This is a genomic window from Gemmobacter aquatilis (genome assembly GCF_900110025.1).
GTDB lineage: Bacteria > Pseudomonadota > Alphaproteobacteria > Rhodobacterales > Rhodobacteraceae > Gemmobacter > Gemmobacter aquatilis.
This window is the reverse complement of record NZ_FOCE01000003.1, coordinates 1-22164: the sequence shown is the minus strand read 5'-3', so window position 1 is coordinate 22164 and position 22164 is coordinate 1. Positions and strand designations below refer to the sequence as shown.

At 63.5% G+C, this 22164-nt stretch carries 21 protein-coding genes and 1 pseudogene; 6 read left to right on the top strand and 16 right to left on the bottom strand.

From position 1 onward, the window contains the following. Positions 1-98 precede the first annotated feature (98 nt). The 3 genes from BMX43_RS06995 (at position 99) to BMX43_RS19780 (ending at position 4652) form a co-directional block, all read left to right on the top strand. The gene (locus BMX43_RS06995) at positions 99-1439 is read left to right on the top strand and encodes an 8-oxoguanine deaminase (protein ID WP_091300123.1); all 1341 of its coding nucleotides are present in this window, start codon (positions 99-101) and stop codon (positions 1437-1439) included. Between the two features lie 56 nt (positions 1440-1495). Further along, positions 1496-1813, top strand: coding sequence for a ribonuclease E inhibitor RraB (locus tag BMX43_RS06990; protein WP_091299249.1), 318 nt, complete (start codon positions 1496-1498; stop codon positions 1811-1813). A 139-nt stretch (positions 1814-1952) separates the two neighbouring features. Continuing rightward, positions 1953-4652 carry a beta strand repeat-containing protein gene (locus BMX43_RS19780; protein WP_175482046.1) on the top strand — a complete coding sequence of 900 codons (2700 nt, stop codon included), beginning with the start codon at positions 1953-1955 and terminating at the stop codon, positions 4650-4652. 34 nt (positions 4653-4686) lie between these two features. On the opposite strand, the gene guaD is transcribed toward BMX43_RS19780, so the two are convergent. Continuing rightward, positions 4687-5976, bottom strand: a complete 1290-nt coding sequence (guaD, locus tag BMX43_RS06980) for a guanine deaminase (RefSeq protein ID WP_091299246.1) — start codon at positions 5974-5976, stop codon at positions 4687-4689. Between the two features lie 122 nt (positions 5977-6098). Between guaD and mgtE the strand changes: the two genes are divergently transcribed. Both mgtE and BMX43_RS06970 read left to right on the top strand, forming a co-directional pair. Beyond that, the gene (mgtE, locus tag BMX43_RS06975; protein ID WP_091299243.1) at positions 6099-7478 is read left to right on the top strand and encodes a magnesium transporter; all 1380 of its coding nucleotides are present in this window, start codon (positions 6099-6101) and stop codon (positions 7476-7478) included. Further along, positions 7475-8026, top strand: coding sequence for a 5-formyltetrahydrofolate cyclo-ligase (locus tag BMX43_RS06970; RefSeq protein ID WP_091299239.1), 552 nt, complete (start codon positions 7475-7477; stop codon positions 8024-8026). The genes mgtE and BMX43_RS06970 overlap by 4 nt, the downstream gene beginning before the upstream one ends. 242 nt (positions 8027-8268) lie before the next feature. Here BMX43_RS06970 and BMX43_RS06965 read toward each other — a convergent pair whose 3' ends face one another. The 13 genes from BMX43_RS06965 to BMX43_RS06905 all read right to left on the bottom strand — a co-directional run bounded on the left by BMX43_RS06965 (position 8269) and on the right by BMX43_RS06905 (position 20205). Further along, complete coding sequence (locus tag BMX43_RS06965) at positions 8269-9591, bottom strand: P-loop NTPase family protein (RefSeq protein ID WP_091299235.1); 1323 nt, start codon at positions 9589-9591, stop codon at positions 8269-8271. Positions 9592-9656: 65 nt separating this feature from the next. Continuing rightward, entirely contained in the window at positions 9657-10145 is a 489-nt protein-coding gene (locus tag BMX43_RS06960) for a prepilin peptidase (RefSeq protein ID WP_091299231.1), read from the bottom strand. Continuing rightward, positions 10145-11002: a tetratricopeptide repeat protein gene (locus BMX43_RS06955; protein ID WP_091299228.1), complete on the bottom strand. Its 858-nt coding sequence runs from the start codon at positions 11000-11002 to the stop codon at positions 10145-10147. The genes BMX43_RS06960 and BMX43_RS06955 overlap by 1 nt, the downstream gene beginning before the upstream one ends. Before the next feature lie 40 nt (positions 11003-11042). Beyond that, complete coding sequence (locus tag BMX43_RS06950) at positions 11043-11615, bottom strand: tetratricopeptide repeat protein (RefSeq protein ID WP_245749402.1); 573 nt, start codon at positions 11613-11615, stop codon at positions 11043-11045. Positions 11616-11628: 13 nt separating this feature from the next. After that, a complete protein-coding gene (locus BMX43_RS06945) occupies positions 11629-12597 on the bottom strand; it encodes a type II secretion system F family protein (RefSeq protein WP_091299221.1) in 969 nt (322 codons plus the stop codon). A 10-nt stretch (positions 12598-12607) separates the two neighbouring features. After that, a complete protein-coding gene (locus BMX43_RS06940) occupies positions 12608-13576 on the bottom strand; it encodes a type II secretion system F family protein (RefSeq protein ID WP_091299217.1) in 969 nt (322 codons plus the stop codon). Between the two features lie 9 nt (positions 13577-13585). Further along, positions 13586-15046: a TadA family conjugal transfer-associated ATPase gene (locus BMX43_RS06935; RefSeq protein ID WP_091299213.1), complete on the bottom strand. Its 1461-nt coding sequence runs from the start codon at positions 15044-15046 to the stop codon at positions 13586-13588. 37 nt (positions 15047-15083) lie between these two features. Then, positions 15084-16352, bottom strand: a complete 1269-nt coding sequence (locus tag BMX43_RS06930; RefSeq protein ID WP_091299210.1) for a CpaE/TadZ family protein — start codon at positions 16350-16352, stop codon at positions 15084-15086. Between the two features lie 212 nt (positions 16353-16564). Beyond that, positions 16565-17200 (bottom strand): OmpA family protein, encoded by a 636-nt coding sequence (locus tag BMX43_RS06925; RefSeq protein WP_245749401.1) that lies wholly within the window; start codon positions 17198-17200, stop codon positions 16565-16567. Between the two features lie 17 nt (positions 17201-17217). After that, complete coding sequence (locus BMX43_RS06920) at positions 17218-18609, bottom strand: type II and III secretion system protein family protein (protein WP_091299202.1); 1392 nt, start codon at positions 18607-18609, stop codon at positions 17218-17220. A gap of 202 nt (positions 18610-18811) precedes the next feature. Continuing rightward, entirely contained in the window at positions 18812-19666 is an 855-nt protein-coding gene (cpaB, locus tag BMX43_RS06915; RefSeq protein WP_091300117.1) for a Flp pilus assembly protein CpaB, read from the bottom strand. 30 nt (positions 19667-19696) lie between these two features. Next, the gene (locus tag BMX43_RS06910) at positions 19697-19879 is read right to left on the bottom strand and encodes a hypothetical protein (protein WP_091299198.1); all 183 of its coding nucleotides are present in this window, start codon (positions 19877-19879) and stop codon (positions 19697-19699) included. Positions 19880-20019: 140 nt separating this feature from the next. Then, positions 20020-20205: a Flp family type IVb pilin gene (locus BMX43_RS06905; RefSeq protein ID WP_091299196.1), complete on the bottom strand. Its 186-nt coding sequence runs from the start codon at positions 20203-20205 to the stop codon at positions 20020-20022. 376 nt (positions 20206-20581) lie between these two features. Here BMX43_RS06905 and BMX43_RS06900 point away from each other — a divergent pair, with 376 nt between their 5' ends. Beyond that, on the top strand, positions 20582-21478 hold the full coding sequence (locus BMX43_RS06900; RefSeq protein ID WP_091299193.1) for a lytic transglycosylase domain-containing protein: 897 nt from the start codon (positions 20582-20584) through the stop codon (positions 21476-21478). 122 nt (positions 21479-21600) lie between these two features. Here BMX43_RS06900 and BMX43_RS06895 read toward each other — a convergent pair whose 3' ends face one another. Together BMX43_RS06895 and BMX43_RS20140 are read right to left on the bottom strand one after the other, a co-directional pair. Beyond that, complete coding sequence (locus tag BMX43_RS06895; RefSeq protein ID WP_091299190.1) at positions 21601-21897, bottom strand: GNAT family N-acetyltransferase; 297 nt, start codon at positions 21895-21897, stop codon at positions 21601-21603. Between the two features lie 129 nt (positions 21898-22026). Next, positions 22027-22164, bottom strand: a pseudogene (locus BMX43_RS20140) (succinyl-CoA--3-ketoacid-CoA transferase); the annotation flags it as partial.

The window sequence follows — 22164 nt, the reverse complement described above, 5'->3', positions numbered from 1 at the left end:
GGCGCGCTGCGCTAGGCTGGACGTGGCGCGGGAGTCCTTCCCCCTTCTGTCCTGCGCCCTTGGGTTCCACCGAAGGGGGGTGGAACATGGGGCTTGGCATGACTGAAATTCTGATCCGGGGCGCGGCGGTGGTGGTGACCATGGACGCGGCACGGCGCGAGATTGCGGGCGGCGATGTGCTGATCCGTGGCGGGGTGATCGCGGCGGTGGGGCAGGGGCTGCAGACCACGGGCCGCGTGGTCGAGGCGGCGGGCTGTGTGGTTACGCCCGGTCTGGTGAACACCCATCACCACCTGTACCAGACGCTGACCCGCGCGGTGCCGGGCGGGCAGGACGCACTGCTGTTCGGCTGGCTGAAGACGCTTTACCCGATCTGGGGCCGCTTCGGACCGGAGGAGATGTTCGTCTCCGCCCAGATCGGGCTGGCGGAACTGGCGCTGTCGGGCTGCACGCTGACCTCGGATCATCTGTATCTCTATCCCAACGGCGCGCGGCTGGATGATACGATTGCGGCGGCGGCCGAAGTGGGGCTGCGCTTTCACCCCACCCGCGGCGCGATGAGCATCGGCGAAAGCGCCGGGGGCCTGCCGCCCGACAGTCTGGTGGAGCGGGAGGCTGCGATCCTGGAGGATTGCCTCCGCGTGGTCGATGCCTTCCACGACCCGGACGAGGGCGCGATGGTCCGGGTGGGCTTGGCCCCTTGTTCGCCGTTTTCCGTCAGCCGCGATCTGATGCGCGAGGCGGCGCTGCTGGCGCGTGACAAGGGCGTCATGCTGCACACCCATCTGGCCGAGAATGACGAGGACATCGCCTATAGCCTCGCACAGTTCGGCTGCCGCCCCGGCCAATATGCCGAAGATCTGGGCTGGACCGGCGCCGATGTCTGGCACGCCCATTGCGTGAAACTGGACGGGGCCGAGATGGACCTGTTCGCGCGCTCTGGCACCGGGGTGGCGCATTGCCCCTGTTCCAACTGTCGGCTCGGGTCCGGCATCGCGCCGGTGCGGCAGATGCGCGACCGGGGGGTGAAGGTGGCGCTGGGGGTCGATGGCTCCGCCTCCAACGACGCGGGCAATCTGCTGGCCGAGGCGCGGCAGGCCATGCTGTTGCAGCGCGTGGCCAACGGCGCCGATGCGATGAGCGTGCGCGAGGCGCTGGAGATTGCCACGCGGGGGGGCGCGCAGGTGCTGGGCCGGCCCGATTGCGGCAGCCTTGAACCCGGCAAACGCGCCGATCTGGCGATCTGGGACCTGCGCGGGATCGAGGCGGCAGGGGCCTGGGATCCGGTCGCGGCCCTGCTGCTCTGCGGCCCGACCCGGGTGCGCGACCTGTTCGTCGAGGGGCGGCTGGTGGTGCAGGGCGGGCAGATCACCACCATCGACCTGCCCCTGGTGATCGAACGGCAGAACCGGCTGGCCGCCCGCCTCGCCGGGCTCTGACCCTTGCGCGCCCGGCGAGGCTGGGGCATCACCCTCAAAACCGCCGGGAGGACCCCATGAGCCACGACTACAAAGCCCAACGCGCCGAAACCTTCGAAAGCTTCGAGGCCTTCGCCGCCGATGCCCCCGCCGTCGCCGTCATCACCTATCAATTCTACCCTGAAGAGGTCGATGCCGATTGGGATGGCGTGCAGAAGGCGCTGGAGGCCGCAGGCTTCCGCACCAGCCGCGATGACGAGGCCGAACTGCTGGATGCGATGATCGGGCCGGTGACGGTCACGGCGGACACCATCTGGCAGCATGAAAAACGTGCCACCGAAATCGCCCTGACCTTCGATTTCACCCCCGATGGCTGGGGCCTGCTGGAAGACTGACCTTCGCAGCGCCGGATGGCGAGACAAAATCCGCCTATAATTTTATCACATCCAGATATTCGCGCTTTGGCATAAATCAAAGCGCGTCTGCATTATGGGTGTCATGGTGATTCCATCTTTTGCCATGGGAGGGAGCATCATGAGCATCACCGGAATTCCGACAGATGGCGGAAACAATACAGTCACGGTCGGCCCGACCGGGTTTTACAGTGTAGACGGGGGCGAAGGCACCGATACGCTGGTGGTCAACTACGGCACGCTCGGGTCTGACGTGACCTATACCTATGCGGGGTGGGGCTGGTATCGCTACAGCGATGACTTTCTCAGCGGTGTGGATTTCATCAATTTCGAGATTTTCCGGCTGACCGGCGGCGACGGCGACGATCTGCTGGTCGGCGGGGCCTTGGCCGATACGCTGATCGGCGGGCGCGGCAATGACCGCATCGAAAGCGGGCGCGGCCCCGACATCGTGGCGGGTGGCGACGGGCATGACACATGGGTTGCAGATTATGCGGCGCTGGGCGGCACCTTCCGGCTGACCCTGACGGCGGCGGGCAATGCCACGGTCAGCGGGTCCAATACCGTGCTGACCGGGATCGAGCGGGTCATCCTCAACACCGCCTTGGGCAATGATGTCATCGACACCTCGGCGGTGGTGGGCAATGATGTGCTCAATACCGGCGGTGGCAATGATACGGTGGCGGCGGGCCGGGGGTTCGATGTGCTCAACGCACAGGAAGGAACCGACCGGCTGGTGATGGATTGGTCGGCGATCACCGACACCAATGCCGATATCCGGCTTAGCTATATTGGCAATGGCTGGTATCGCTATGATGCGGCTGGGCTGGCGCGCACCGATTTCATCAACTTTGAACAATACTCGCTGACCGGCGGCGCGGGTGACGACTGGCTGGGCGGCGGCGCACTGAATGATGTGCTGATCGGCGGCACCGGCAATGACACGCTGGATGGCGGCGCCGGCATCGACAAGGTGGCAGGCGATGCAGGCGTGGACCTGTGGAATGTCAACACCTCGGCCCGGGGCAGCGCCACCACCATCAACCTGATGACCCAGACCACCAATACCGGCGCCACGCTTTCGGGGATCGAGCGGATCAACTATGTCGGCGGCAATGCCGCCGATACCGTGGCTGCACAGATCGGTGTGTTCAACGATACCTTCGCCACGGGTGACGGGCGCGATCTCGTGATCACCGGGCGCGGCGTTGACAGTGCCGACGGTGGCTTGGGCGATACCGATGTGCTGGAGATGAACTGGTCCGCCATCACCGACCCGCGGTTCCACATCACCAACAGCTATGTCAGCAACGGCTGGTATCAATATTCCGCGCAAAGCGGCGACCGGCTCACCTATATCGGCTTTGAACAGTTCCGCCTGGCGGGCGGCGCCGGGAACGACTATCTCGTCGGCGGCAATCTTGGCGATACGCTGGTGGGCGGCAGCGGCGACGATACGCTGGTGGGCGGCAAGGGCACCGGCATCATCGACGGCCTGACGGGCAATGACCTGTGGAGCGCCGACCTGATCGACATGGGCAAGTTGGTCTTTTCGGCCAAGGCCAGCCAGACCAAGGCACAAGGGGCCGGCATCGGCCTGACGGTGAAAGGGATCGAACGGGTCAGCCTGATCACCGGCAATGACAATGACAAGATCACCACCGTCAATGGCGATGACTGGGTGCAGATGAACGGCGGCAATGACGTGTTCAGCGGGGGCTTGGGCCATGATACCGCCGATGGCGGCGCCGAGATCGACCTGCTTGTGCTGGATTACCACACCGCCACCACCTCGGTCTCGAATGTCTATGCTGGAAACGGCTGGTATCGCTACAGCATGGCCGATGGCAGCGCAGATCTGACCTGGATCAACTTCGACCGCTTCTCGCTCAAGGGCGGCTCTGCCAATGACACCTTGGGCGGTGGCGACCTGAACGATGTGCTGAATGGCGGCGCGGGCAATGACATGCTGTATGGCGCGGCCGGGAAGGACAAGATCCTCGGCGGCGATGGCAACGATACCTGGAACGGCAGCCATGTGACCTTTGCCGACGATATCAGCCTCGTGCTCAGCAGTACCGGCAATGGCACGGTGACCGGCATCGGTACAACGCTGTCTCTGGTCGAGAATATCCAGCTGGCCACCGGCAGCGGTGCCGACTTCATCAACCTTTCGGCGGCCAGCGGCAATGATGCGCTCTCCACCGGCGTTGGCGATGATGTGATCCATCTGGGCCGGGGTCTGGTGGAAAGCGCCGATGGCGGGGCCGATACCGATACGCTGACGCTGGATGCCTCTCTGGCCGCTGCCGGGGTGCGGATGTTCTACTGGGGCAATGGCTGGACCCGGTTGCAGGCCTCCGATGGCAGCTATACCGCCGACATGGCCAATATCGAGCGGTTCAACTTCCTCGGCAGCGCGCGCAGCGACCGTGTCTATGGTTTCGATCAGACCGACAGCCTGAACGGTCGGGCCGGGACCGACTTCCTGAATGGCGGGGCCGGGAACGACTTCCTGACCGGCGGCACGGGGGCCGACCAGTTCATCTTCGACGTGGGCAATGCCGGGCGCGACCGCATCACCGATGCGGCAGCGGGCGACATGATCAAGCTGAACGGCGTCGGGCTGACTGGCACGATTGTCGCGGGCGACGGCTCCACCCTGATGGGCGGCGAGCTGAGCGTGTCGCAATCGGGCGGCGTGACCAGCATCCACCTTGGCCTTGACGGTACGGCGGGCGCCGACTTCCACGTCGATCTGACCGGCAGCTTCACGGTGGCGGATTTCCAGATCATCGGCAACGCGCTGCTGCTGGTCTGATCCCGCAGCGGAACGGAATGGCGAAGGCCGGGGCTCACCCCCCGGCCTTCTGCATTTCCCGCCCGCCGATCCACACCGCCGCAATCGCCCGGTCATCGCCCAGCATGATCGTCGGGAACACCGCCTGCCACAGCGTCTCTGCCCGCGCCGTGGCCTGCGCGATGGCGGGGGTGGAAGCAAGGTCAATCACCACCAGATCCGCCTCCATCCCCGGCGCGATATTGCCGATCTGATGCCCCGCATGCAGGCTCTGCGCCGATCCTTGCGTCGCCAGCCACCACAGTTCCGCCGGATGCAGCGCCCGCCCGCGCAACTGCCCCACCTCATAGGCGGCAGCCATGGTGCGCAGCATCGAAAACGATGACCCGCCCCCGGTATCCGTCGCCAACCCGATCCGATGCCCCGCCGCCTTCAGCCCGCCCATGTCGAACAACCCCGACCCGATGAAGGTGTTGGAGGTCGGGCAATGGATCAGGCTCGCATCTACCTCGCGCAGCCGCGCCTTTTCGCGCTCTTCCAGATGGATCGCATGGCCATACAGCCCGCCTTTCCCCAGCAACCCGAAGGCCTCATAGGTCTCCAGATAATCCCGCGCCTGCGGAAATAGCCCCTTCACCCAGGCGATCTCGTCCAACTGCTCGCTCAGATGCGTCTGCATCAGACAATCGGGGTTCTCTGCCCACAGCGCCCCCATCGCCTCCAGCTGCTCCGGGGTGGAGGTCGGCGAGAATCGCGGCGTGATCACATAGGACAGCCGCCCCACGCCATGCCATTTGCCCAGCAGCGCCGCACTGTCGTCATAGGCCGTCTGCGCCGTATCGCGCAGCCCGTCGGGCGCGTTGCGGTCCATGCAGGTCTTGCCCGCCCAGATCCGCTGCCCCCGCGCCGCCGCCGCCGCCATCAGTGCATCGACAGACCCCGGATGGATCGTGCAATAGGAACAGACCGAAGTCGTGCCATGGGCCGCCGTCAGATCCAGATAGCGCCCCGCCACCTCGGCCGCATAACCCGCATCGGCAAAGCGCATCTCCTCGGGGAAGGTATAGCTGTTCAGCCAGTCGATCAGCCGCTTGCCCCAACTGGCGATGATCGCCGTCTGCGGGTAATGCACATGCGCATCGACAAACCCCGCCGAAATCAGCCGGGCGCCGTAATCCGTCACCCGCGCCGCCGGATGCGCCTGCCGCAACGCCGCAGCCCCGCCCACCGCCACGATCCGCCCGGCCTCCAGCAGCACCGCCTCGTCCAGCCGCGCTGCCTCCGGCCCCGCGAAAAACGGATCGGCGGTGAAGGACAGAACCTGCCCCAGAAGAAGATCGGCCATGCGCACCCCCGGTTATACCCCGCCCAACCTAGGGCCTTTGCGCGCGCGGGTAAATTTCCTGCATCACCCTGTTTCTTTGAAACTGCTTCGCATAAGGTCGGCGCAATCGCGGCGGAGGCAAAATGGCGGAACCGAAGGCAGTTCAGCAAGCGGAAGATGAAGAGGCGCTGGACCCGCGCCGCGTTGCCGCGATTCTCGATGCGGTCGAGGCGGGCGATGCCCCCCGCCTGACCGAACTGCTGGAACCGCTGCATGCCGCCGACATCGCCGACCTGCTGGAACAGATCGGCCCCGCCGACCGGCGCGATTTCCTGCGGCTCTATTCCGGCGAGATCGACGGCGAGATCCTGTCGGAAATCGACGAATCCATCCGCGAAGAGGTGATCGACGCCCTGCCGCGCGACGTGCTGACCGAAGCCGTGCGCGAGCTGGAAACCGACGATGTGGTGGACATCCTCGAAGACCTCGAAGGCCCGCAACAGGCGATGATCCTCGGCGCGCTGGAGGCGGCGGACCGCGTCGCCGTCGAACAGGCGATGGGCTATCCCGAATATTCGGCGGGCCGCCTGATGCAGCGCGAGGTGGTGGTTGCCCCCGAACACTGGACGGTCGGCGAAACCATTGATTTCCTGCGCAACTCCGACGATCTGCCCGACCAGTTCTATCATGTGATCCTGGTCGATCCGCGGATGAAGCCGCAGGGCTATGTGACGCTGGGCCGGATGCTGGCCACCCGCCGCGATGTGGCGCTGCGCGAGTTGAAGGAAGACAGTTTCCGCACCGTGCAGGCGACCGAGGAAGAAGCCGAAGTCGCCTATATCTTCAACCAGTATCACCTGATTTCCTGCCCGGTGGTGGACGAGAACGACCGCCTTGTCGGCGTCATCACCATCGACGACGCGATGAACGTGCTGGACGAGGAACACGAGGAAGACATGCTGCGCCTTGCCGGGGTGGGCGATGACAGCAGCCCCGCCGATGGCTCCATCGCCACCGCGCGCTCACGCCTGCCCTGGCTGATCATCAACCTGTTCACCGCCTCGATTTCCGCCCTCGTCATCTCCTTGTTCGAAGGCACCATCGCCACGCTGGTCACCCTCGCCGCGCTCATGCCCATCGTCGCCTCCACCGGCGGCATCGCGGGCACGCAATCGCTGGCCGTGTCGGTGCGGGCCTTGGCGACGCGCGACCTCACCTCCTCCAACGCCCGCCGCGTGGTGCGGCGCGAATTGGGGGCGGGGCTGCTGAACGGGCTGGCGCTGGCGCTGATCCTCAGCCTGGCCGCCTTCCTGATCTTCGGCGATGTCACGCTGGGCCTAGTGCTGGGCATGGCGATGATCTCCAATCAGGTCGTGGCGGCGCTGGGCGGCGTGCTGGTGCCGCTGGGCCTCAACCGCCTTGGCCTCGATCCCGCGCTGGCCTCGGGCACCTTTGTCACCACCCTCACCGATGTTCTGGGCTATCTCGCCTTCCTCGGCTTTGCCACGATGTTGCTGCTATGACCCTGACCGATCTGAAATCCGCCGCCCGCAAGGCTGCCTTCGCCGCCCGCAGATCGGCCTTTGCCGCCGGGCAGGGTGCCGCCGCCGATCTGCTGGCCGCCCATCTTGCCCCCCATGCTGGCAAGCCGCTGGCCGGCTACATGCCGATGCGCACCGAAATCGACCCGCTGCCCGCCATGGCCGCCCATCGCGGCCCGGTCTGCGTGCCGGTCATCATGGGCAAGGGCCAGCCGCTGCGCTTTCGCCAATGGACGCCGGGCTGCGCCATGGTCGAAGGCGAGTTCGGCGCCTTCATCCCGGCCAGCGGCGAGTGGATCGAACCCGAGGTGCTGATCGTGCCCCTTGTCGGTTGGGACAGCCGCGGCTTCCGACTCGGCTATGGCGGCGGCTTCTACGACCGCACGCTGGAAGGCCTGCGCGCCCGCCGCCCGACCCTGGCCATCGGCTTTGCCTTCGCCGCGCAGGAGCTGCCCGAGGTGCCGATCGAACCCACCGACCAGCGCCTTGACGCGATGGTGACCGAGCAGGGCGCGCGGTTCTTCGCCTGACCGCCCCGCCCCCTCACCCAACCCTCTCCCCCGAGGGGAGAGGGTTGGGTGAGGGGGCGTCGGCATGGAGAGGGTGCCAGCCCCCACCACCCCCGCGCAACACCACCCTCTCCCCATGGGGGAGAGGGCAGGGTGAGGGGACACCGCGCATGCTCACCTTCAGCCAGAAATCCGCAGCACAGGGGGTGTACAGCCGGTGTACGCAACGCCGCCCGATGTCACCCCCCCGAAAACCCGCCGCCTTACTTGGCGATCGCCTCATCCTTGACGAACATGTTGGCCCAGGCCCGATCGATCAAGGCAGGGCTCATCTGATAGGGAATCCCCTCGAATTCACAGATGGCGATCATCTGATCGATCAGGAAAACCGGCTGGTAGTTGGCGAAATTGTTGTTGATTGTCGGATACTTGACCTTCAACAGATGGATCATCGCCTTCTCGTCCAGCGGCATCTTCTTCTTGCGCGCGATCATCGCGAAGATCTTCAGAAAGTTTTCCTGGCTTGGCCCGTCGATCTTGATCTTGAAAAAGATCCGCCGCAGCGCCGCGCCGTCGAAAATCTCGTTCGGATGGAAGTTGGTCGAAAAGATAACCAGCGTGTCAAACGGCACCGTGAACTTCTCACCCGATTGTAATTGCAGGATATCTCGACTTTCTTCCAGCGGCACGATCCAGCGGTTGACCAGCTTTTGCGGCGGTTCCGACTGGCGGCCAAGGTCGTCCACGATGAAAATCCCGCCGTTGGATTTCATCTGCAACGGCGCCTGATAGGTCCGCGCCACCGGGTTGTAGGTCAGATCCAGCATGTCCAGCGTCAATTCCCCCCCGGTGATCACCGAAGGCCGCTGGCACAGCACATAGCGCTGATCAAACCGGTTGGAGGTGCGGCGCAGGCTGTTGGGGTCGTCCACCGCCTCCTCCGCCAGCGAATGGACGATGGGGTCATAGACCGTGATCACCTGGCCGGAATATTCCACTGCGCGCGGAATATAGATCTTGTCGCCCAAAGCATCGCGTATGCCATTGGAAATGGATGATTTTCCGTTGCCCGGCGGGCCATACATCAGAATCGAACGCCCCGAACTCACCGCCGGGCCAAGGTTGCCGATCAGATCGTCGGGCAGGATCAGATGGCCCATGCCCTTCATCAGCTCGTCGCGCGCCAGCTTCATGTTGCGCACCGACTGCCGCTTCACCTGCGCGGCATAGTCTGCCAGTGGCACGGGCATCGCGCCGTAATATTCCGATTGCGCCAGCGCATCCAGCGCCCGCGCTTTGCCGCCCTCGGTCAGCTGATAGCCCATCTCGTTGCCGGAATTGGCGTGCAGCGTGCCGGTCGCCTCGATCAGCCGCTGACCGCGGGCGAGGTCGATGATCTCCTGCGTGATCGGCACCGGCAGGCAGACCGCGCGGGCCAGATCCGACACGAGGTCGATATTGGTGCGGAACATTGTTTTCAACAGGATGTCGCGCATCATCACGATCGACAGCCCGGTTTCCGCCAGCGAGCGCGGCGAAACCGGGGCGGCCACCTTGGCCACAGTCGGAGAGAGTGGGGCGTTCATCTGCGGCACCTCATAGGCAGGACACGGCGCAGGGGCGCCGGTTTCTCAAACCGCAGAAAAACAGCTTATTGGGCCAGAATTGGGGCGAAAAGATAGAAAATCAGCGTCCCCGCCAGCGCCAGCCCCATCGGGAAATCCTTGCGCGTCCAGCTTTCCCAATCGGCGGTGGCGCGGCGGACCGGAGGGATCAGCCGGGCCAGCCGATGCGTGGCAAAGGCACCCAGCAGGCAGGCGGCGAACAACGCAAGTATCAGGCGCAGATCGCCCGTGGAAAACACCGGCGCCATGGCGGCGGCGAATTTCGCGTCGCCCGCCCCGACCAGACCCGCCGCATTGGCAACGAAACCGGCAAGCAGCACGATGCCCAGCACCGCCCAGCCCCAAAGCCAGGCCTGCAGCGGAAAGGCCAGCAGGCCCACCACCGCATAGGCAACCGCCATGGCGATCACCGCCTTGTTGGGGATCTTCATGAACTTCATGTCCGACCACGCCACCCAGATCGCAATCGGCAGGCAGACGGGCAGGAACCACAGGGCAGAAGACAGCGCGATCATCAGTTTTTTACCCGGCCTTCAAGGGCTTCCAGACTGCGGGCCGCCGCCTCGAAATACTGCGGATGGGTTTCCACCGCCTGTTCGAGCAAGCCGCGCCCGACATTCACATCGCCCTGTTTCACGGCGGCCAGACCCAGCGTATACAGCAGTTCGGCCCGTTCCGTCTGGGTCATCGGGATCACCGGCATGTCATATTTCCGCTGCGCCCCGCGCGCCAGAACTAGGTTGTTCTTGGCGGTGAACAGCGTGGAATCATAAGACAGCGCCTCGGTGAACAGCTTTTCCGCCCCGGCATATTCGCCGCGCGTCAGCTTGGAATAGCCCCAGTTGTTGATGACATTGGCGGGTTTCGTGGTCAGCCCCGCCGCGATTTCATAAAAACTGTCGGCCTTTTTCCAATTTTTCCGGCTGTCGGCGACCATAGCTTCCAGCCGATACCGTTCATAGGTTTCGTGCGTGGGCGGGATCTTGTTCAGCTCTGCCTCGGCCTGCGCCCAGTTATTGGAACGGATCAGCGCATCGGCAAAGCCCACGCGATCCTCGTTGGTGCCCTGACCGGAATTGACTAGCGCGCCCCAGACCTCGGCCGCGTCCTGTGGCCGGTTGGCCCGCACCAGCGATTTTGCCAGCCCGCGCCGCAGATCGGGCCGATCGGGGTTCTGTTTCAGGGTGTTGGCAAAATAGGTGACCGCCTCGTTCGGATCGCCCACCGTCAGCATGATGTCGCTGAGGTTGCTTTCATCAATGACGTTCACATCCTTGATGACCTTTTCCACCTCGGCATCGGTGTCGCGCCCGCAGGCGGAAAGAAGCGCCGTGCCGGTCAGGCACAGGGCGGCAAAGACAGGGTGGCGCATTTCGCGTCCTTTTGTTCTGCTCGGTCCGTGCTCGGCCGGATCAGAGCGCTGACAGCACGACAAAATCGTCTTCCTGCCCGCGCCGTACCAGCTCGAAACTCTGAACGTCCTCGGGAGGTGCAGAATAGCCGGGATTCTCGATCATGGCTATCGCGCGCTTGAGATTTTCGCGGATGGAGTCCGTGTTGCCACTGTCCAGCGCATAGGCCTGCTGAAAGATCACCCGCGCTTCGGAGACATTGCCCCGCTCCATCAGCACCACGCCCAGATTGTTCAGGGCGGGCACGAAAGCCGGGTCCATCTCCAATGATCGGCGCAGCATCTGTTCGGCCTGACCCAAGCGCCCCAGCGCCAGATTGGCGCTGCCGACGGCAGACAGCACATCGGCGTCGATGCCCTGTTCGGCAGCGGCGCGGTAATAGGCCTTCAAGGCCAGTTCCGGCTCGCCCGCGGCCATCAGACGATGGCCGACCAGCAGCCCGTCCACCCCCTGCGCGCGGGCATTGGCGGGGGGCGCGCGGTTTTCATGGGCGGCCAATGTGCTCGCGCCGCCCGTCAGTTGACAGGCGGCGAGAAAGGCAAGGCTGGCGATCAGCGGCAGGGTGGTCTTCAAGTCGGCTCCGGTCTTAGCCCCCGCCGCCGAGATGCGTCGCAATGCCATGGATGGACGGGCCGATCAGGATGATCATCAGCGGCGGCAGGGTGAACATCATTGTGCCCAGTGTCAGCTTCGTCGGCAAGACGTTCGCTTTCTCTTCGGCCCGCATCACGCGCTTGTCACGCATTTCCGCCGAATAGACCCGCAGCGCCTCGGCGATCGAGGTGCCGAAGGTGGCCGATTGCACCAGCGTGGTGACGAAAGAGGCCACATCCGGCACGCCGACCCGTTCGGCCATGTCTTTCAGCACCTGCACCCTTTCCTTGCCCGCCTTCACTTCCTGCGCGACGGTTTCAAATTCGTCGGCCAGCGCCGGGTAGCCCGCGCGCATTTCCTTGGCGACGCGGTTGATGCACTGGTCCAGCGACTGGCCCGCCTCGACGCAGACCAGCATCAGGTCCAGCGCATCTGCGAAGCCCTGAATGATCTCGGCCTGGCGCATCTGCAGGCGGCGCTGCACCCAATAGGTGGGCAGGTAATAGCCCGCCGCTGCCGGGATGATGGTGTAGAGGATCAGCGTCTGGGTCGGCATTTCGCCGCGCTGCGATTTCAGCAGCATGGTATAGGCCAGACCCAAGACCAGCATCCCGATGCCCAGCGAGAACTGCGCAAAGTGGAACATCCGCACGGCGTTTTTGGCCTTGTAGCCCGCGCGCATCATCTTCAGCCGCGCCGCCGACATCTGCTCCTTGTCCTGCGGCTCCAGAAAAGCCGCGTATTTCTCCAGCTTGTCAACGCCGCCGCCATTGCGCAGGGTTTGGGAAGTCCCAAGTCCGGAGGTGCGCTGCTGTTTCAGCTTTGTCAGCGGATCGACCTGTTTCCTGAGCAGTTGCGGCAAGGTTGCGGCCATCAGGATGACCGCCAGCACCATTAGCACCAGCGTCGGCCCCAGCGGGCCGAGACGGTCTTGCAGCATCTGGGTCACGGTGTCGAACATGGCGATCCCCTCAAACCTTGATATTGACCATCATCTTCATGAAGATGACGTTAACGACCAGAAACACGCCGACGATCAGCGCAGCCGGCACGAAGGCCGAGGTTTCCTTCACCTCGTCAAAATAGTCGGGCTTCAGCATCAGGATCATCAGCAGCGCCAGAACCGGGAACGAGGACAGGAACATCCCCGACCATTTCGCCTCGGCCGTGATCGCCTTGACGCGGCGGAACAGTTTGAAGCGCGAGCGGATCACCTTGGCCAGGCCTTCGAGAATTTCGGCCAGGTTCCCGCCGGACTGTTGTTGAATGGTTACCGCCACCGCCAGAAAGCGCAGATCCTGATTGTCCATCCGTTCGGCAAAGGCTTTCAGGCTTTCGGCCACGTCGCGGCCATAGGCGGCCTCGTCGCCGATCATGCCGAATTCGGTGCCCAGCGGATCGGGCACTTCCTTGGCCACGATCGACAGGGCCGACGAAAACGGATGCCCCACGCGCAGCGAGCGCACCATCAGCTCCACCGCGTCGGGAAGCTGTTCTTCCATCAGCGAGACGCGCTTCTTGGCCTTCTTGTTCACCCACATGTAGACGCCACCAACCCCCATGACCACAGCCAGAAGGGCCCGCACCGGCGGGGCGGCCGGGGTGCCGAAGGCCAGGCCCACATAGGCGAAGCCCGACAGCAGGACCATGATCCCGATCAGCTGCACCGGCGAAAAGGCGATATTGGCCTTCTGCGCCTTGTCGGCCAGAATCGAATAGATCGGGATCGAGCGGGCATTCATGTGCTGGCTCATCTCCTTGCGGAGCTGGGCCAGAACTTCCTCGCGGTTGTTGTTCTTTTCCAGCAGCGCAAGGCGGCGGGTCATGCGGCTGTTGAGGCTGATCGACTTGCCAAAGACGGTCAGATAGAGGCCTTCGACCAGCGCCAGCACGGCGACGAAGATCAGGACATAGACGATGATTGCGGGATCGATGCTCATCTTCAGACCTCAGACGATGGGTTCGTAGATCGACGGCGGCAGGTGGAAGCCCCACTGCTTGAACCGTTCGGTGTAATGTGAGCGCACGCCGGTCGCGTTGAAGCGGCCGATGATCTTGCCATCTGGCGCAAGGCCAAGGCGTTCATAGCGAAACACTTCCTGCATCGAGATCACCTCGCCTTCCATCCCGGTGATTTCGGTGATGGAGGTCATGCGACGCGAGCCGTCCTGCAGGCGCGAGGCCTGCACGATCAGGTTGACGGCGCTGGCGATCTGGCTGCGCACGGCTTTCAGCGGCATCTCGATCCCGGCCATGGCGACCATGTTTTCCAGACGGCTGATGCCGTCGCGGGCGTTGTTGGCGTGGATCGTGGTCATCGAACCGTCATGGCCTGTGTTCATGGCCTGCAGCATGTCGATCACCTCTTCGCCGCGGGTTTCGCCCACGATGATCCGGTCGGGGCGCATCCGCAGGGCGTTGCGCAGGCAGTCGCGCTGCGTCACGGCCCCCTTGCCCTCGACGTTGGCGGGGCGGCTTTCCATCCGGCCCACATGCACCTGTTGCAGTTGAAGTTCCGCCGTATCCTCGATGGTCAGCACCCGTTCGGCATTGTCGATGAACGAGGACAGCGCGTTCAGCGTCGTGGTTTTCCCCGAACCCGTACCGCCTGACACGATGATGTTCAGCCGCGTCGAAACGGCGGCTTCCAGATACAGCGCCATTTCCTCGGTGAAGGCGCCGAAGCGCACCAGATCGTTGATACCCAGCTTTTCCTTCTTGAACTTGCGGATCGAGACGAGCGAGCCATCCACCGCCACCGGCGGCACCATGCAGTTGAAGCGCGAGCCATCGGCAAGACGTGCGTCGCAATAGGGGTTAGATTCGTCCACCCGCCGTCCCACGGCGCTCACGATCTTGTCGATGATGCGCAGCAGATGGCGTTCATCCTTGAAGGTGATGTCGGTCAGTTCCAGCTTGCCGCCGCGTTCGACAAAGATGCGCTGTGGCCCGTTCACCAGAATATCGTTGATCGTCTCGTCTTTCAGCAGCGGCTCCAGCGGGCCGAGGCCCATCACCTCGTCATAAAGCTCCTGGTTGAGGGTCAGGCGGTCCTGGGCGTTCAGGGCGACCGACATCTCGTCCAGCGCCTCGGCGCTGATCAGGGCGATTTCAGCTTTCAGATTGGCTTCGGAGGCTTTTTCCAGCGCGGCAAGGTTCAGGTTTTCCAGCAGGCGCTTGTGCAGTTCGACCTTCAGTTCCTGCAGTTTGGATTTGCGTTTGCGTTCCTTGTCGGCAGCCGCAGCATCCGCCGGGGCTTTGGGCGCCGGGCGTGCAGGCATCAGACCGGGGGCGGGGGCCTTGGTTGTGGCGCCGCCTGCGGTTTTCGGAATCGTCGTAGCCGCGCCTACGGCAGCCATCGGCGCGGCGCCTGTGCCGGTCGCCTCAGGTTTCTTGAATCTGGAAAACATCTCTCACACCCCAATCACACCCAAATCGTCCCGGATCTTAACTTCGGGCCGCCTCTGCCGCCTTGTTCACGTCGAACAGCGATTTCGCCAGTTTCGCGATTTCCTTGCGCAACGGGTTCTTGGCTGCGGTTTCCGCGATGGGCAGGCCGTGGTCATTGGCCTGTGTCACCTGTGCGCCGCCGTCGGGCAACTGCACCTCGATCGCGATATCGAGGCTTTCGGCCATCCGCTTCACCCGGCTTTTCGCCGTCAGGTCGGTAAAGCGCGGGGCGCGGTTCAGGACGTAGCGCAGCCGTTCATGCGGCAGGTTTTCGGCCTTCAGCGCCCGCACCAGCCGCAGCACATTCTGGGCCGAGCGCAGGTCCAGCTCCATCAGGGCAAAGTAGACATGCGCTCGCGTCAGCACCGTTTCCGTCCAAGAAACGATGGTCTTCGGCATGTCGATCACCACAAAATCGAAATTCGCCTGCGCCATGGTCAGCAGCCGGGACACGTCATCCGGCCCGATCAGGTCCAGCGGCAGCATGTCCGCAGGGGCCGTGAAGACGTGCAGCCGGTCGTTGAAGGTCAGCATCGCCTGCAGGAAGCTGTCGCTGTCGGCATGTTCGGTATCTTGCAGCAACTCGAACACCGCTTCGCGGCGCGGCAGGTCCAGATAGGTGGAAATCGAGCCAAACTGCAGATCCAGATCAATCAGGCAGACGCGCGGCGGGTTGGATTTCTCGGCATTGGCCAATTCCCATGCAAGATTCGCAGCGAAAGTCGAAGCCCCGACCCCTCCGGCCAGCCCATGAACCGGCAGCAGCACACCGTCACGGTCGCCCTTGGCCTTGAAGGCAGGGGTATGGATCGCCTCGGGCAGCGTATTGTCCGGGGCAGGCACGGGCTGCGGCTCTGCCGGTTTGCGCGTACGCTCGATCGCTTCGTGCAGCGCGCCATTTGGCAGCGGATAGGGCACAAAATCATCCGCTCCCAGTCGCAGCAGTTGATGCAGGGCGGCGGGGCTGACCTGATCGGCGATCAGGATCACACGCACGCCGCGATCCTTCGCGACCCGGATGATGTCGGAAATCCGGGTCAGATCGGCTTCGTCTTCGTTGTCTACTGCCACGGCAACGAATTGCAGCGCGGCGGCATCCGGTTGCTCGAAGAACAGGGTGGCATCCTCGAACGACAGGTCACCCCAGTTCTCGCCCAGTTCCTGTTCCATATCCTCGATCAGCAGGTCGAAATTCTGCACATCCCGCGAGATGGTGCAGGCCAGGATCGGGGCCGGTTCAGGCTGAAGATTTGCCACACTCGTCATCGCCTCATGTCCTTCCTTGTCGGAGGGGAAGGCAGCGTCGCGGATGGCCCGTTTCGCACTTCCCCCTCCTGCGCGGGATTCTCCGCGCGGTTGGTTCTATTGAAGCGAAACTGCCTGCCAAACTTGGCGATATTGGGGCTAAAAACCCGAGTTTCTGGGACTTTTTCTAGATTGGAAACGGCGAGTTTCCGGTTGAATGCGCCGTTTTCGTCTTAATTGCTGTCCGAAAGCTCGGTCTGCACGACGTGGTTCGACGGGTGCGGGCGCTGGCCAAGTGCGATGTAATTGCGCCAGATGATCGCGGCATACTTGCCATTCAGCGGCGCCGCACTGCCCTTTACGAAGCCTGCGACCTCAGTCACGGTGCGGCGGTTCTGCTGCTCGGGCGCCTGGGTGACCACAACAGGGCGGGTTTCGCCATAGGAAACAAGCGCATCAAGCCGCGACCGCGAAATCCCACGGCTGCCCAGATAGGCCACCGCTGTCTGCGCGCGGCGCAGACCCAGAGATTTGTTATAGGCATTGGAGCCGACCAAATCGGTATGGCCATAGACCGAGAAGCGCAGTTCGGGGAATTGCCGCATCCAGTTGGCCTGATGGTCCAGCGCGGCGCGCGCCTCGGCGGTTAGCTGCGACGAGTTGAACGGGAATGTGATTGTCGAGGGCACTTCGCCCGCAAAGCGCTGCCCCAGAGCCATACGATAATCCATGGTGCCCGTCTGGACGAGCGTGTTGTTCATCGTGGCATTGCCGAAGGTGCCGTCATCGACATTTGCCCCGGCTTCCCGGTTGCCACTGGCGCAGGCGGCGAGGGAGACCACCATTGCGGCAAGCAGAAGAACGCGCATCTGGCCCTGCATGGGACTCACTCCATCACATAGCCATAGGGGCCACTGAAATCCTGCCGGGCCACTTCGCCGGCCGCGCCGTTGCCGCCCTGCACCTTGCCGAACAGGAACAACTCCTTCTCGGTCGGGATGCGCACGCGGTCGGTGGGAAGCGCAAGGGCCTGACCCTTTGTCGGCGTCACCAGATGCGGGGTGACGATGATCACAAGCTCCGACTGCTCGCGCTTGAAATCCGCGCTGCGGAACAGGGCGCCCAGCACTGGCACATCGCCCAGCCACGGGATCTGGCTGTTGAGATCCTGAAAATCGTCCTGCAGCAGGCCGGCGATGGCAAAGCTTTCACCGTCGCGCATCTCGACCGTGGTCGAGGTTTCGCGGCGCTGGAAGGCATTGACGTTGATGCCCGCCGTCTGGACCGAGATATTGCTGTCGATCGACGACACGGCGGCGTTGATCGTCAGGTTGATGATGTCGCCATCCACCACGACCGGGGTGAAGTTCAGCTCGACCCCGAAGGGTTTGTATTCGATGGTAATGCCGTTATCGTCCGAGACCGGGATCGGATATTCGCCACCGGCGAGAAACTTCGCCTCCTGCCCGGACAGGGCCGTCAGGTTCGGTTCGGCCAAGGTGCGTACCACGCCCTTCGATTCCAGCGCCTCCAGCAGCACGCCGAATTGCAGCGAACCGGCGGTGAAGCCAAGCGCCATGGCGCCTTGCACTCCGTCACGCGGTGTGATGGTGGTATTGCTCAACCCGTTGTCGCCGTTCAGCCATGTGCCGGTTTCGGCATTCACCCCGATCGAGTCACCCCCCGAAATCGCCAGCGACGACGACAGATCCTTTGCGACGGAACGCTGCATCTCGGCAAAGCGGACCTTCAGCATCACCTGCTGATTGCCACCCACGCTCATCAGGTTCGACACGCGTTCAGGCGCATAGCGTTCGGCCAGATCCAGCGCCCGGTCCAGTTTAGCGGTGGAGCTGACGGTGCCCGACAGCACGATGCCGTCATTGGCGGTGCGCACTTCGATCGTCTCACCCGGCAGGATCTGGCGCAGGCGTTCCTTGAATTCGGCCACGTCAGGGGCAACCTGCACCTCGACGTTCGAGATCAGCCTGCCATCTGCGCCCAGCAGCGTCAGCGTGGTACGCCCCGGGGCCTTGCCCAGCACATAGATCGACTTGTCGGACAGGGTAGAGATGTCGGCGATGCCCGGATTGGCAATGGAAAGCTCGGCAAAGGGTGTGTCGCTTTCAACCACCACCGCACGGTTCATCGGCACGTTCAGCGGCGCCTGCGCGACACCTTCCATCACCCGCAGGGTCTGTGCCCCCGCAGCCGTCAGGCAGGTTGTATTGAGGGCCAGCCCCAACACACCCGCCACGAAGATTTCACGCAACTGCATGTGACCGGCCTCTCCGATCACGCCTCACAAGCGGGTCTTTTCGCCCGTATTGATGATCAAAATGCCGGAACTGGCATTTTATTGCAAGAATCAAAACCTTGCCGCGCGTTGTTCCTGTGAATAAGTCGCAGCGCGCCCTAGCCCTAGCGAAAAGGATAGCGCGCACCCCCAGATCGGGGATGCGCTTTTGCAGGCCGGGATGTCAGTTCGTGCAGGGGATCGGGATCTCGACCACCTCGGCGCCCTTGCGGGTGCGGATGGTACATACCTTCTGCGTTTCGACCGGCGCCGCCGTCTGGGTCACGATCCCGAGCAGCGAGTTGCCATCGACCTCGATCACATCCGTTGCGGCCGCAGCCTCGTTATGGGCCACCAGCGAGACGGAAAGCTGCCCGGTCGCCTGGCCCTGCGCCAGCCGTGCCACCTGCGCGGGGGAAGCGGCAACGGTCATCGCCTTGGGGGCCGAATTCATGTTGGGCTTTTCGTCGGCATTTTTCGGATCAGGGCGATCCACCGCGATGATCGACAAGGATGTTTCGATCAACTGGGTCACTTCCATGCCGGCATCGGTGCGGCCGGTCCAGTAGACATCGACCCGATTGCCCGGCTGCAGATAGCGCGAAGCCCCGGACGTGTCGTCGAACTTGATGGTAAAGGCGCGCTCACCCTCGGCCAGCATCCCGGTCAGGCCTGCGGCTTCACCCGGCGCGGTGACTTTCACCGCCAGCACCGGCTCGAATTTCTCGATCTGGCGCAGCACGAAGCGGGGTTTGTCCACGCCCTCGGGGAAAACCTCTTCCTCGGATTTGAACACGCCTTCGGGCAAGGCGCTTTCCTGCAGATAGACCAGTTGCAGGTCATCCTTGGTCAGCGGGTCGCCATAGTTCAGCGGCTTGTTGACCGCATAGACCTCGACCAGTGGCCCGGTCTTGGCGCGCAGTTTCTGTTCCTGAACCAGCTTTGCCTGAGTCTGGCCGATATAGTTCTGGGCCATGTGGACGGCAAACCCTGCCAGTGCCAGGCCAAGCGCCAGAAACGCAATGAAAACCGTCCGCATCATATCCCTTTCCGAATTTGCGCCAGGCGTTCAGCTTGGCAACAGGCTCACGATCAGATCGTTGATGCGCCCTGCTGCGGCTTCCAAGGTCGTTTCGGTGACGATGGAAAAGACGCCAAGCGACAGGACCACGATACCGGCAACGAGGATGACCATATCCACCGTCACGGCGCCCTGATCGTCGGCAATGAAGGCCAGAATGTCCTGCTTCACTGCGCATGTCCTTTCCTGCCCACAAATGGGCGCACCTGCCAAAACGGCGCTTCAACAGACGCCTTTCAACTGGATTAAGCTGCGGCCCCCTTCGGAGAGCCGCAGCTTTTCAGGTCTCGGATGTCCGGAGACAGACCGGATCAGCGGGTCGCGGCGGAGTCGAGGTCGGCGGCGATCTGCGAGGCGGTCGAGTCGATCGCCGGCGAGATGGTGTTGATGACAACGATACCCAGGCCCACGATGGCGGCGGTCAGCACGACCCAGTCAACGGTCACGGCGCCCGATTCGTCGTTTTTGAAGGATTTGAAGATGTTCAGGAGTTTCATGATGTCTGTTCCTTGCTTCATGTGTTGCTCTGTTTCCACCGCCCCGCTGCGTCTTGATCGGCCTCTGTTCCGATCCGCATTTCGTTGCGGCATGTGTGTATATAGCCCCCTGATGGTGGCGGGAGTTGGGAGGCAATAAGGCCGGAAAAACAATCTGCAGAAAATCAGCGATATTCTTCTAAAGCACTGTTTTTTAAGTAAACTAAATCAGAAAGGGTCGCTCTGATCGGGGGCGTGCGCGCCATGTGGGGTCGTTTTGGGCAAGAATGGGGCAAAACCGTCACGATCCATGCCGCTTTGGGTGCCGTTTTGCTGGCACGGATCGCGTTTTTTTGCGAGACTGGCGAGATAAACAAGAAAACGGGCAGGTTGCCGCATGAGGCGGGTGGTTCAGGGGCTGGTGATCGCAGGTGCGATTCTGTCTGGTGGTGCGCCGGTGGCCGCCCAGACCGCCGAGGGCTTCGAAAATTTCACCTTCCGGAGGGTCAAACCGCCCATGGGGGGCGTAGGCAAGCGAATCACGGTGCAGATCGACCCTGCAGAGCAGGCCCGGCGTCTGGCGGCCTCGCCCAGAGTAGATCGAGATAAAGAGGCCGAATCTGTTGCCGAGCAGGCCCCGCCGGTGGCTGCGGCACCTGCCGGGCCGGTTGCCCCCGCTTCGCCCGGTGGATCAGGTTCCAGTTACGCATGGTTCTGGGAGGTGGTGCCCACCGCCCGCAAGGATCTGCAGGGGCATCTGCCGCAGGCGCTGGCCGCGCTGGCGCAGGGGCCGGGTGGGGCGCAGGTCACCGCGCCGCGGCTGCAGCACATGCAGGAAATCGCGCAAAGCTATGGAACAGAGATCCTGAAAGCCACGATCGGCACCGAAGTGTCGCCTGCGCTGGCGCTGGCGGTGATCGGCGTGGAAAGTGCCGGGCGCCCGCAAGCGGTCAGCCATGCCGGGGCGCAGGGGCTGATGCAGCTGATCCCGGCCACGGCAGAGCGCTTTGGCGTGACCGATGCCATGGCGCCGGGCCAGAACATCAAGGGGGGCGTAGCCTATCTGGACTGGCTGATGAAGCATTTCGACCGCGATCCGTTGCTGGTGCTGGCGGCCTATAATGCGGGCGAGGGGGCGGTGGAGGCCAATGACGGCATACCGCCCTATACCGAGACGCGCGATTATGTGCCCAAGGTGCTGGCGGCCTGGCAGGTGGCGCAGGGCCTGTGCCTGACGCCGCCCGAGTTGTTCTCCGACCCCTGCGTGTTCAAGGTTCTGTCCGTCGGCGGGTGAAGAAAGCGGAGCGCGCGCAGCGCGCAGGCCTTTGTCTCGCTGACCGGGCAGGGCCCGGATCAGCTCGGGCGCAGCCGGTGGCTGCGCGTGCCTCCGGCGGGAGTATTTGGGCCAGAGTGAAATCACACGGCGAAGACATCGGCCCATTCGGGGTGGCGTTTGCGTTGCGCATTCACGAAGGGGCAGAGCGGCATGATCTTGAAACCGTCTTTGCGAGCGTCTTCGATCAGCCGGGTGACGAGGGCGAGGCCCGCGCCAGTGCCGCGGAAACTGTCGGGCACGCTGGTATGATCGGCGATCACCAGCGTCGGCGAGGCGATGGACCAAGTGAGTTCAGCCTCGGCGCCATTCTGCCGGATGACATACCGGCCCTTGGTGGCGGTGGTTTCGCGGGTGATGTCGAAGGTGGGGGTGGACATGGGGCGCTCCTGTTCTGCGTGGCCTTTAATCTGGCGTCGGGCAGGGGTGGCTGGCAAGCCGGGCCGTCGTGCGCTGGCGCGCAACTTGCGTGCGGCAGGCGCAGGGCGATTTGCCCTGCGCCATAGGTGTCAGTTGACGATGGTGGCTTCGGTTGCGGCGCGCAGGTCGGCGTCGGTGACGCCATCTGCCAGTTCGACGATCTTCAGTCCGCCCTCCACCACATCCAGCACGCCGAGGTTGGTGATGATGCGGTCCACCACCGCGCG

Excerpts from the sequence above, each read along its gene's own strand:
- BMX43_RS06995 (WP_091300123.1), top strand. The coding sequence starts at position 99 with ATGACTGAAATTCTGATCCGGGGCGCGGCGGTGGTGGTGACCATGGAC.
- BMX43_RS06990 (WP_091299249.1), top strand. The coding sequence starts at position 1,496 with ATGAGCCACGACTACAAAGCCCAACGCGCCGAAACCTTCGAAAGCTTC.
- BMX43_RS19780 (WP_175482046.1), top strand. The coding sequence starts at position 1,953 with ATGAGCATCACCGGAATTCCGACAGATGGCGGAAACAATACAGTCACG.
- guaD (WP_091299246.1), bottom strand. The coding sequence starts at position 5,976 with ATGGCCGATCTTCTTCTGGGGCAGGTTCTGTCCTTCACCGCCGATCCG.
- mgtE (WP_091299243.1), top strand. The coding sequence starts at position 6,099 with ATGGCGGAACCGAAGGCAGTTCAGCAAGCGGAAGATGAAGAGGCGCTG.
- BMX43_RS06970 (WP_091299239.1), top strand. The coding sequence starts at position 7,475 with ATGACCCTGACCGATCTGAAATCCGCCGCCCGCAAGGCTGCCTTCGCC.
- BMX43_RS06965 (WP_091299235.1), bottom strand. The coding sequence starts at position 9,591 with ATGAACGCCCCACTCTCTCCGACTGTGGCCAAGGTGGCCGCCCCGGTT.
- BMX43_RS06960 (WP_091299231.1), bottom strand. The coding sequence starts at position 10,145 with ATGATCGCGCTGTCTTCTGCCCTGTGGTTCCTGCCCGTCTGCCTGCCG.
- BMX43_RS06955 (WP_091299228.1), bottom strand. The coding sequence starts at position 11,002 with ATGCGCCACCCTGTCTTTGCCGCCCTGTGCCTGACCGGCACGGCGCTT.
- BMX43_RS06945 (WP_091299221.1), bottom strand. The coding sequence starts at position 12,597 with ATGTTCGACACCGTGACCCAGATGCTGCAAGACCGTCTCGGCCCGCTG.
- BMX43_RS06940 (WP_091299217.1), bottom strand. The coding sequence starts at position 13,576 with ATGAGCATCGATCCCGCAATCATCGTCTATGTCCTGATCTTCGTCGCC.
- BMX43_RS06935 (WP_091299213.1), bottom strand. The coding sequence starts at position 15,046 with ATGTTTTCCAGATTCAAGAAACCTGAGGCGACCGGCACAGGCGCCGCG.
- BMX43_RS06930 (WP_091299210.1), bottom strand. The coding sequence starts at position 16,352 with ATGACGAGTGTGGCAAATCTTCAGCCTGAACCGGCCCCGATCCTGGCC.
- BMX43_RS06925 (WP_245749401.1), bottom strand. The coding sequence starts at position 17,200 with ATGCGCGTTCTTCTGCTTGCCGCAATGGTGGTCTCCCTCGCCGCCTGC.
- BMX43_RS06920 (WP_091299202.1), bottom strand. The coding sequence starts at position 18,609 with ATGCAGTTGCGTGAAATCTTCGTGGCGGGTGTGTTGGGGCTGGCCCTC.
- cpaB (WP_091300117.1), bottom strand. The coding sequence starts at position 19,666 with ATGCGGACGGTTTTCATTGCGTTTCTGGCGCTTGGCCTGGCACTGGCA.
- BMX43_RS06905 (WP_091299196.1), bottom strand. The coding sequence starts at position 20,205 with ATGAAACTCCTGAACATCTTCAAATCCTTCAAAAACGACGAATCGGGC.
- BMX43_RS06900 (WP_091299193.1), top strand. The coding sequence starts at position 20,582 with ATGAGGCGGGTGGTTCAGGGGCTGGTGATCGCAGGTGCGATTCTGTCT.
- BMX43_RS06895 (WP_091299190.1), bottom strand. The coding sequence starts at position 21,897 with ATGTCCACCCCCACCTTCGACATCACCCGCGAAACCACCGCCACCAAG.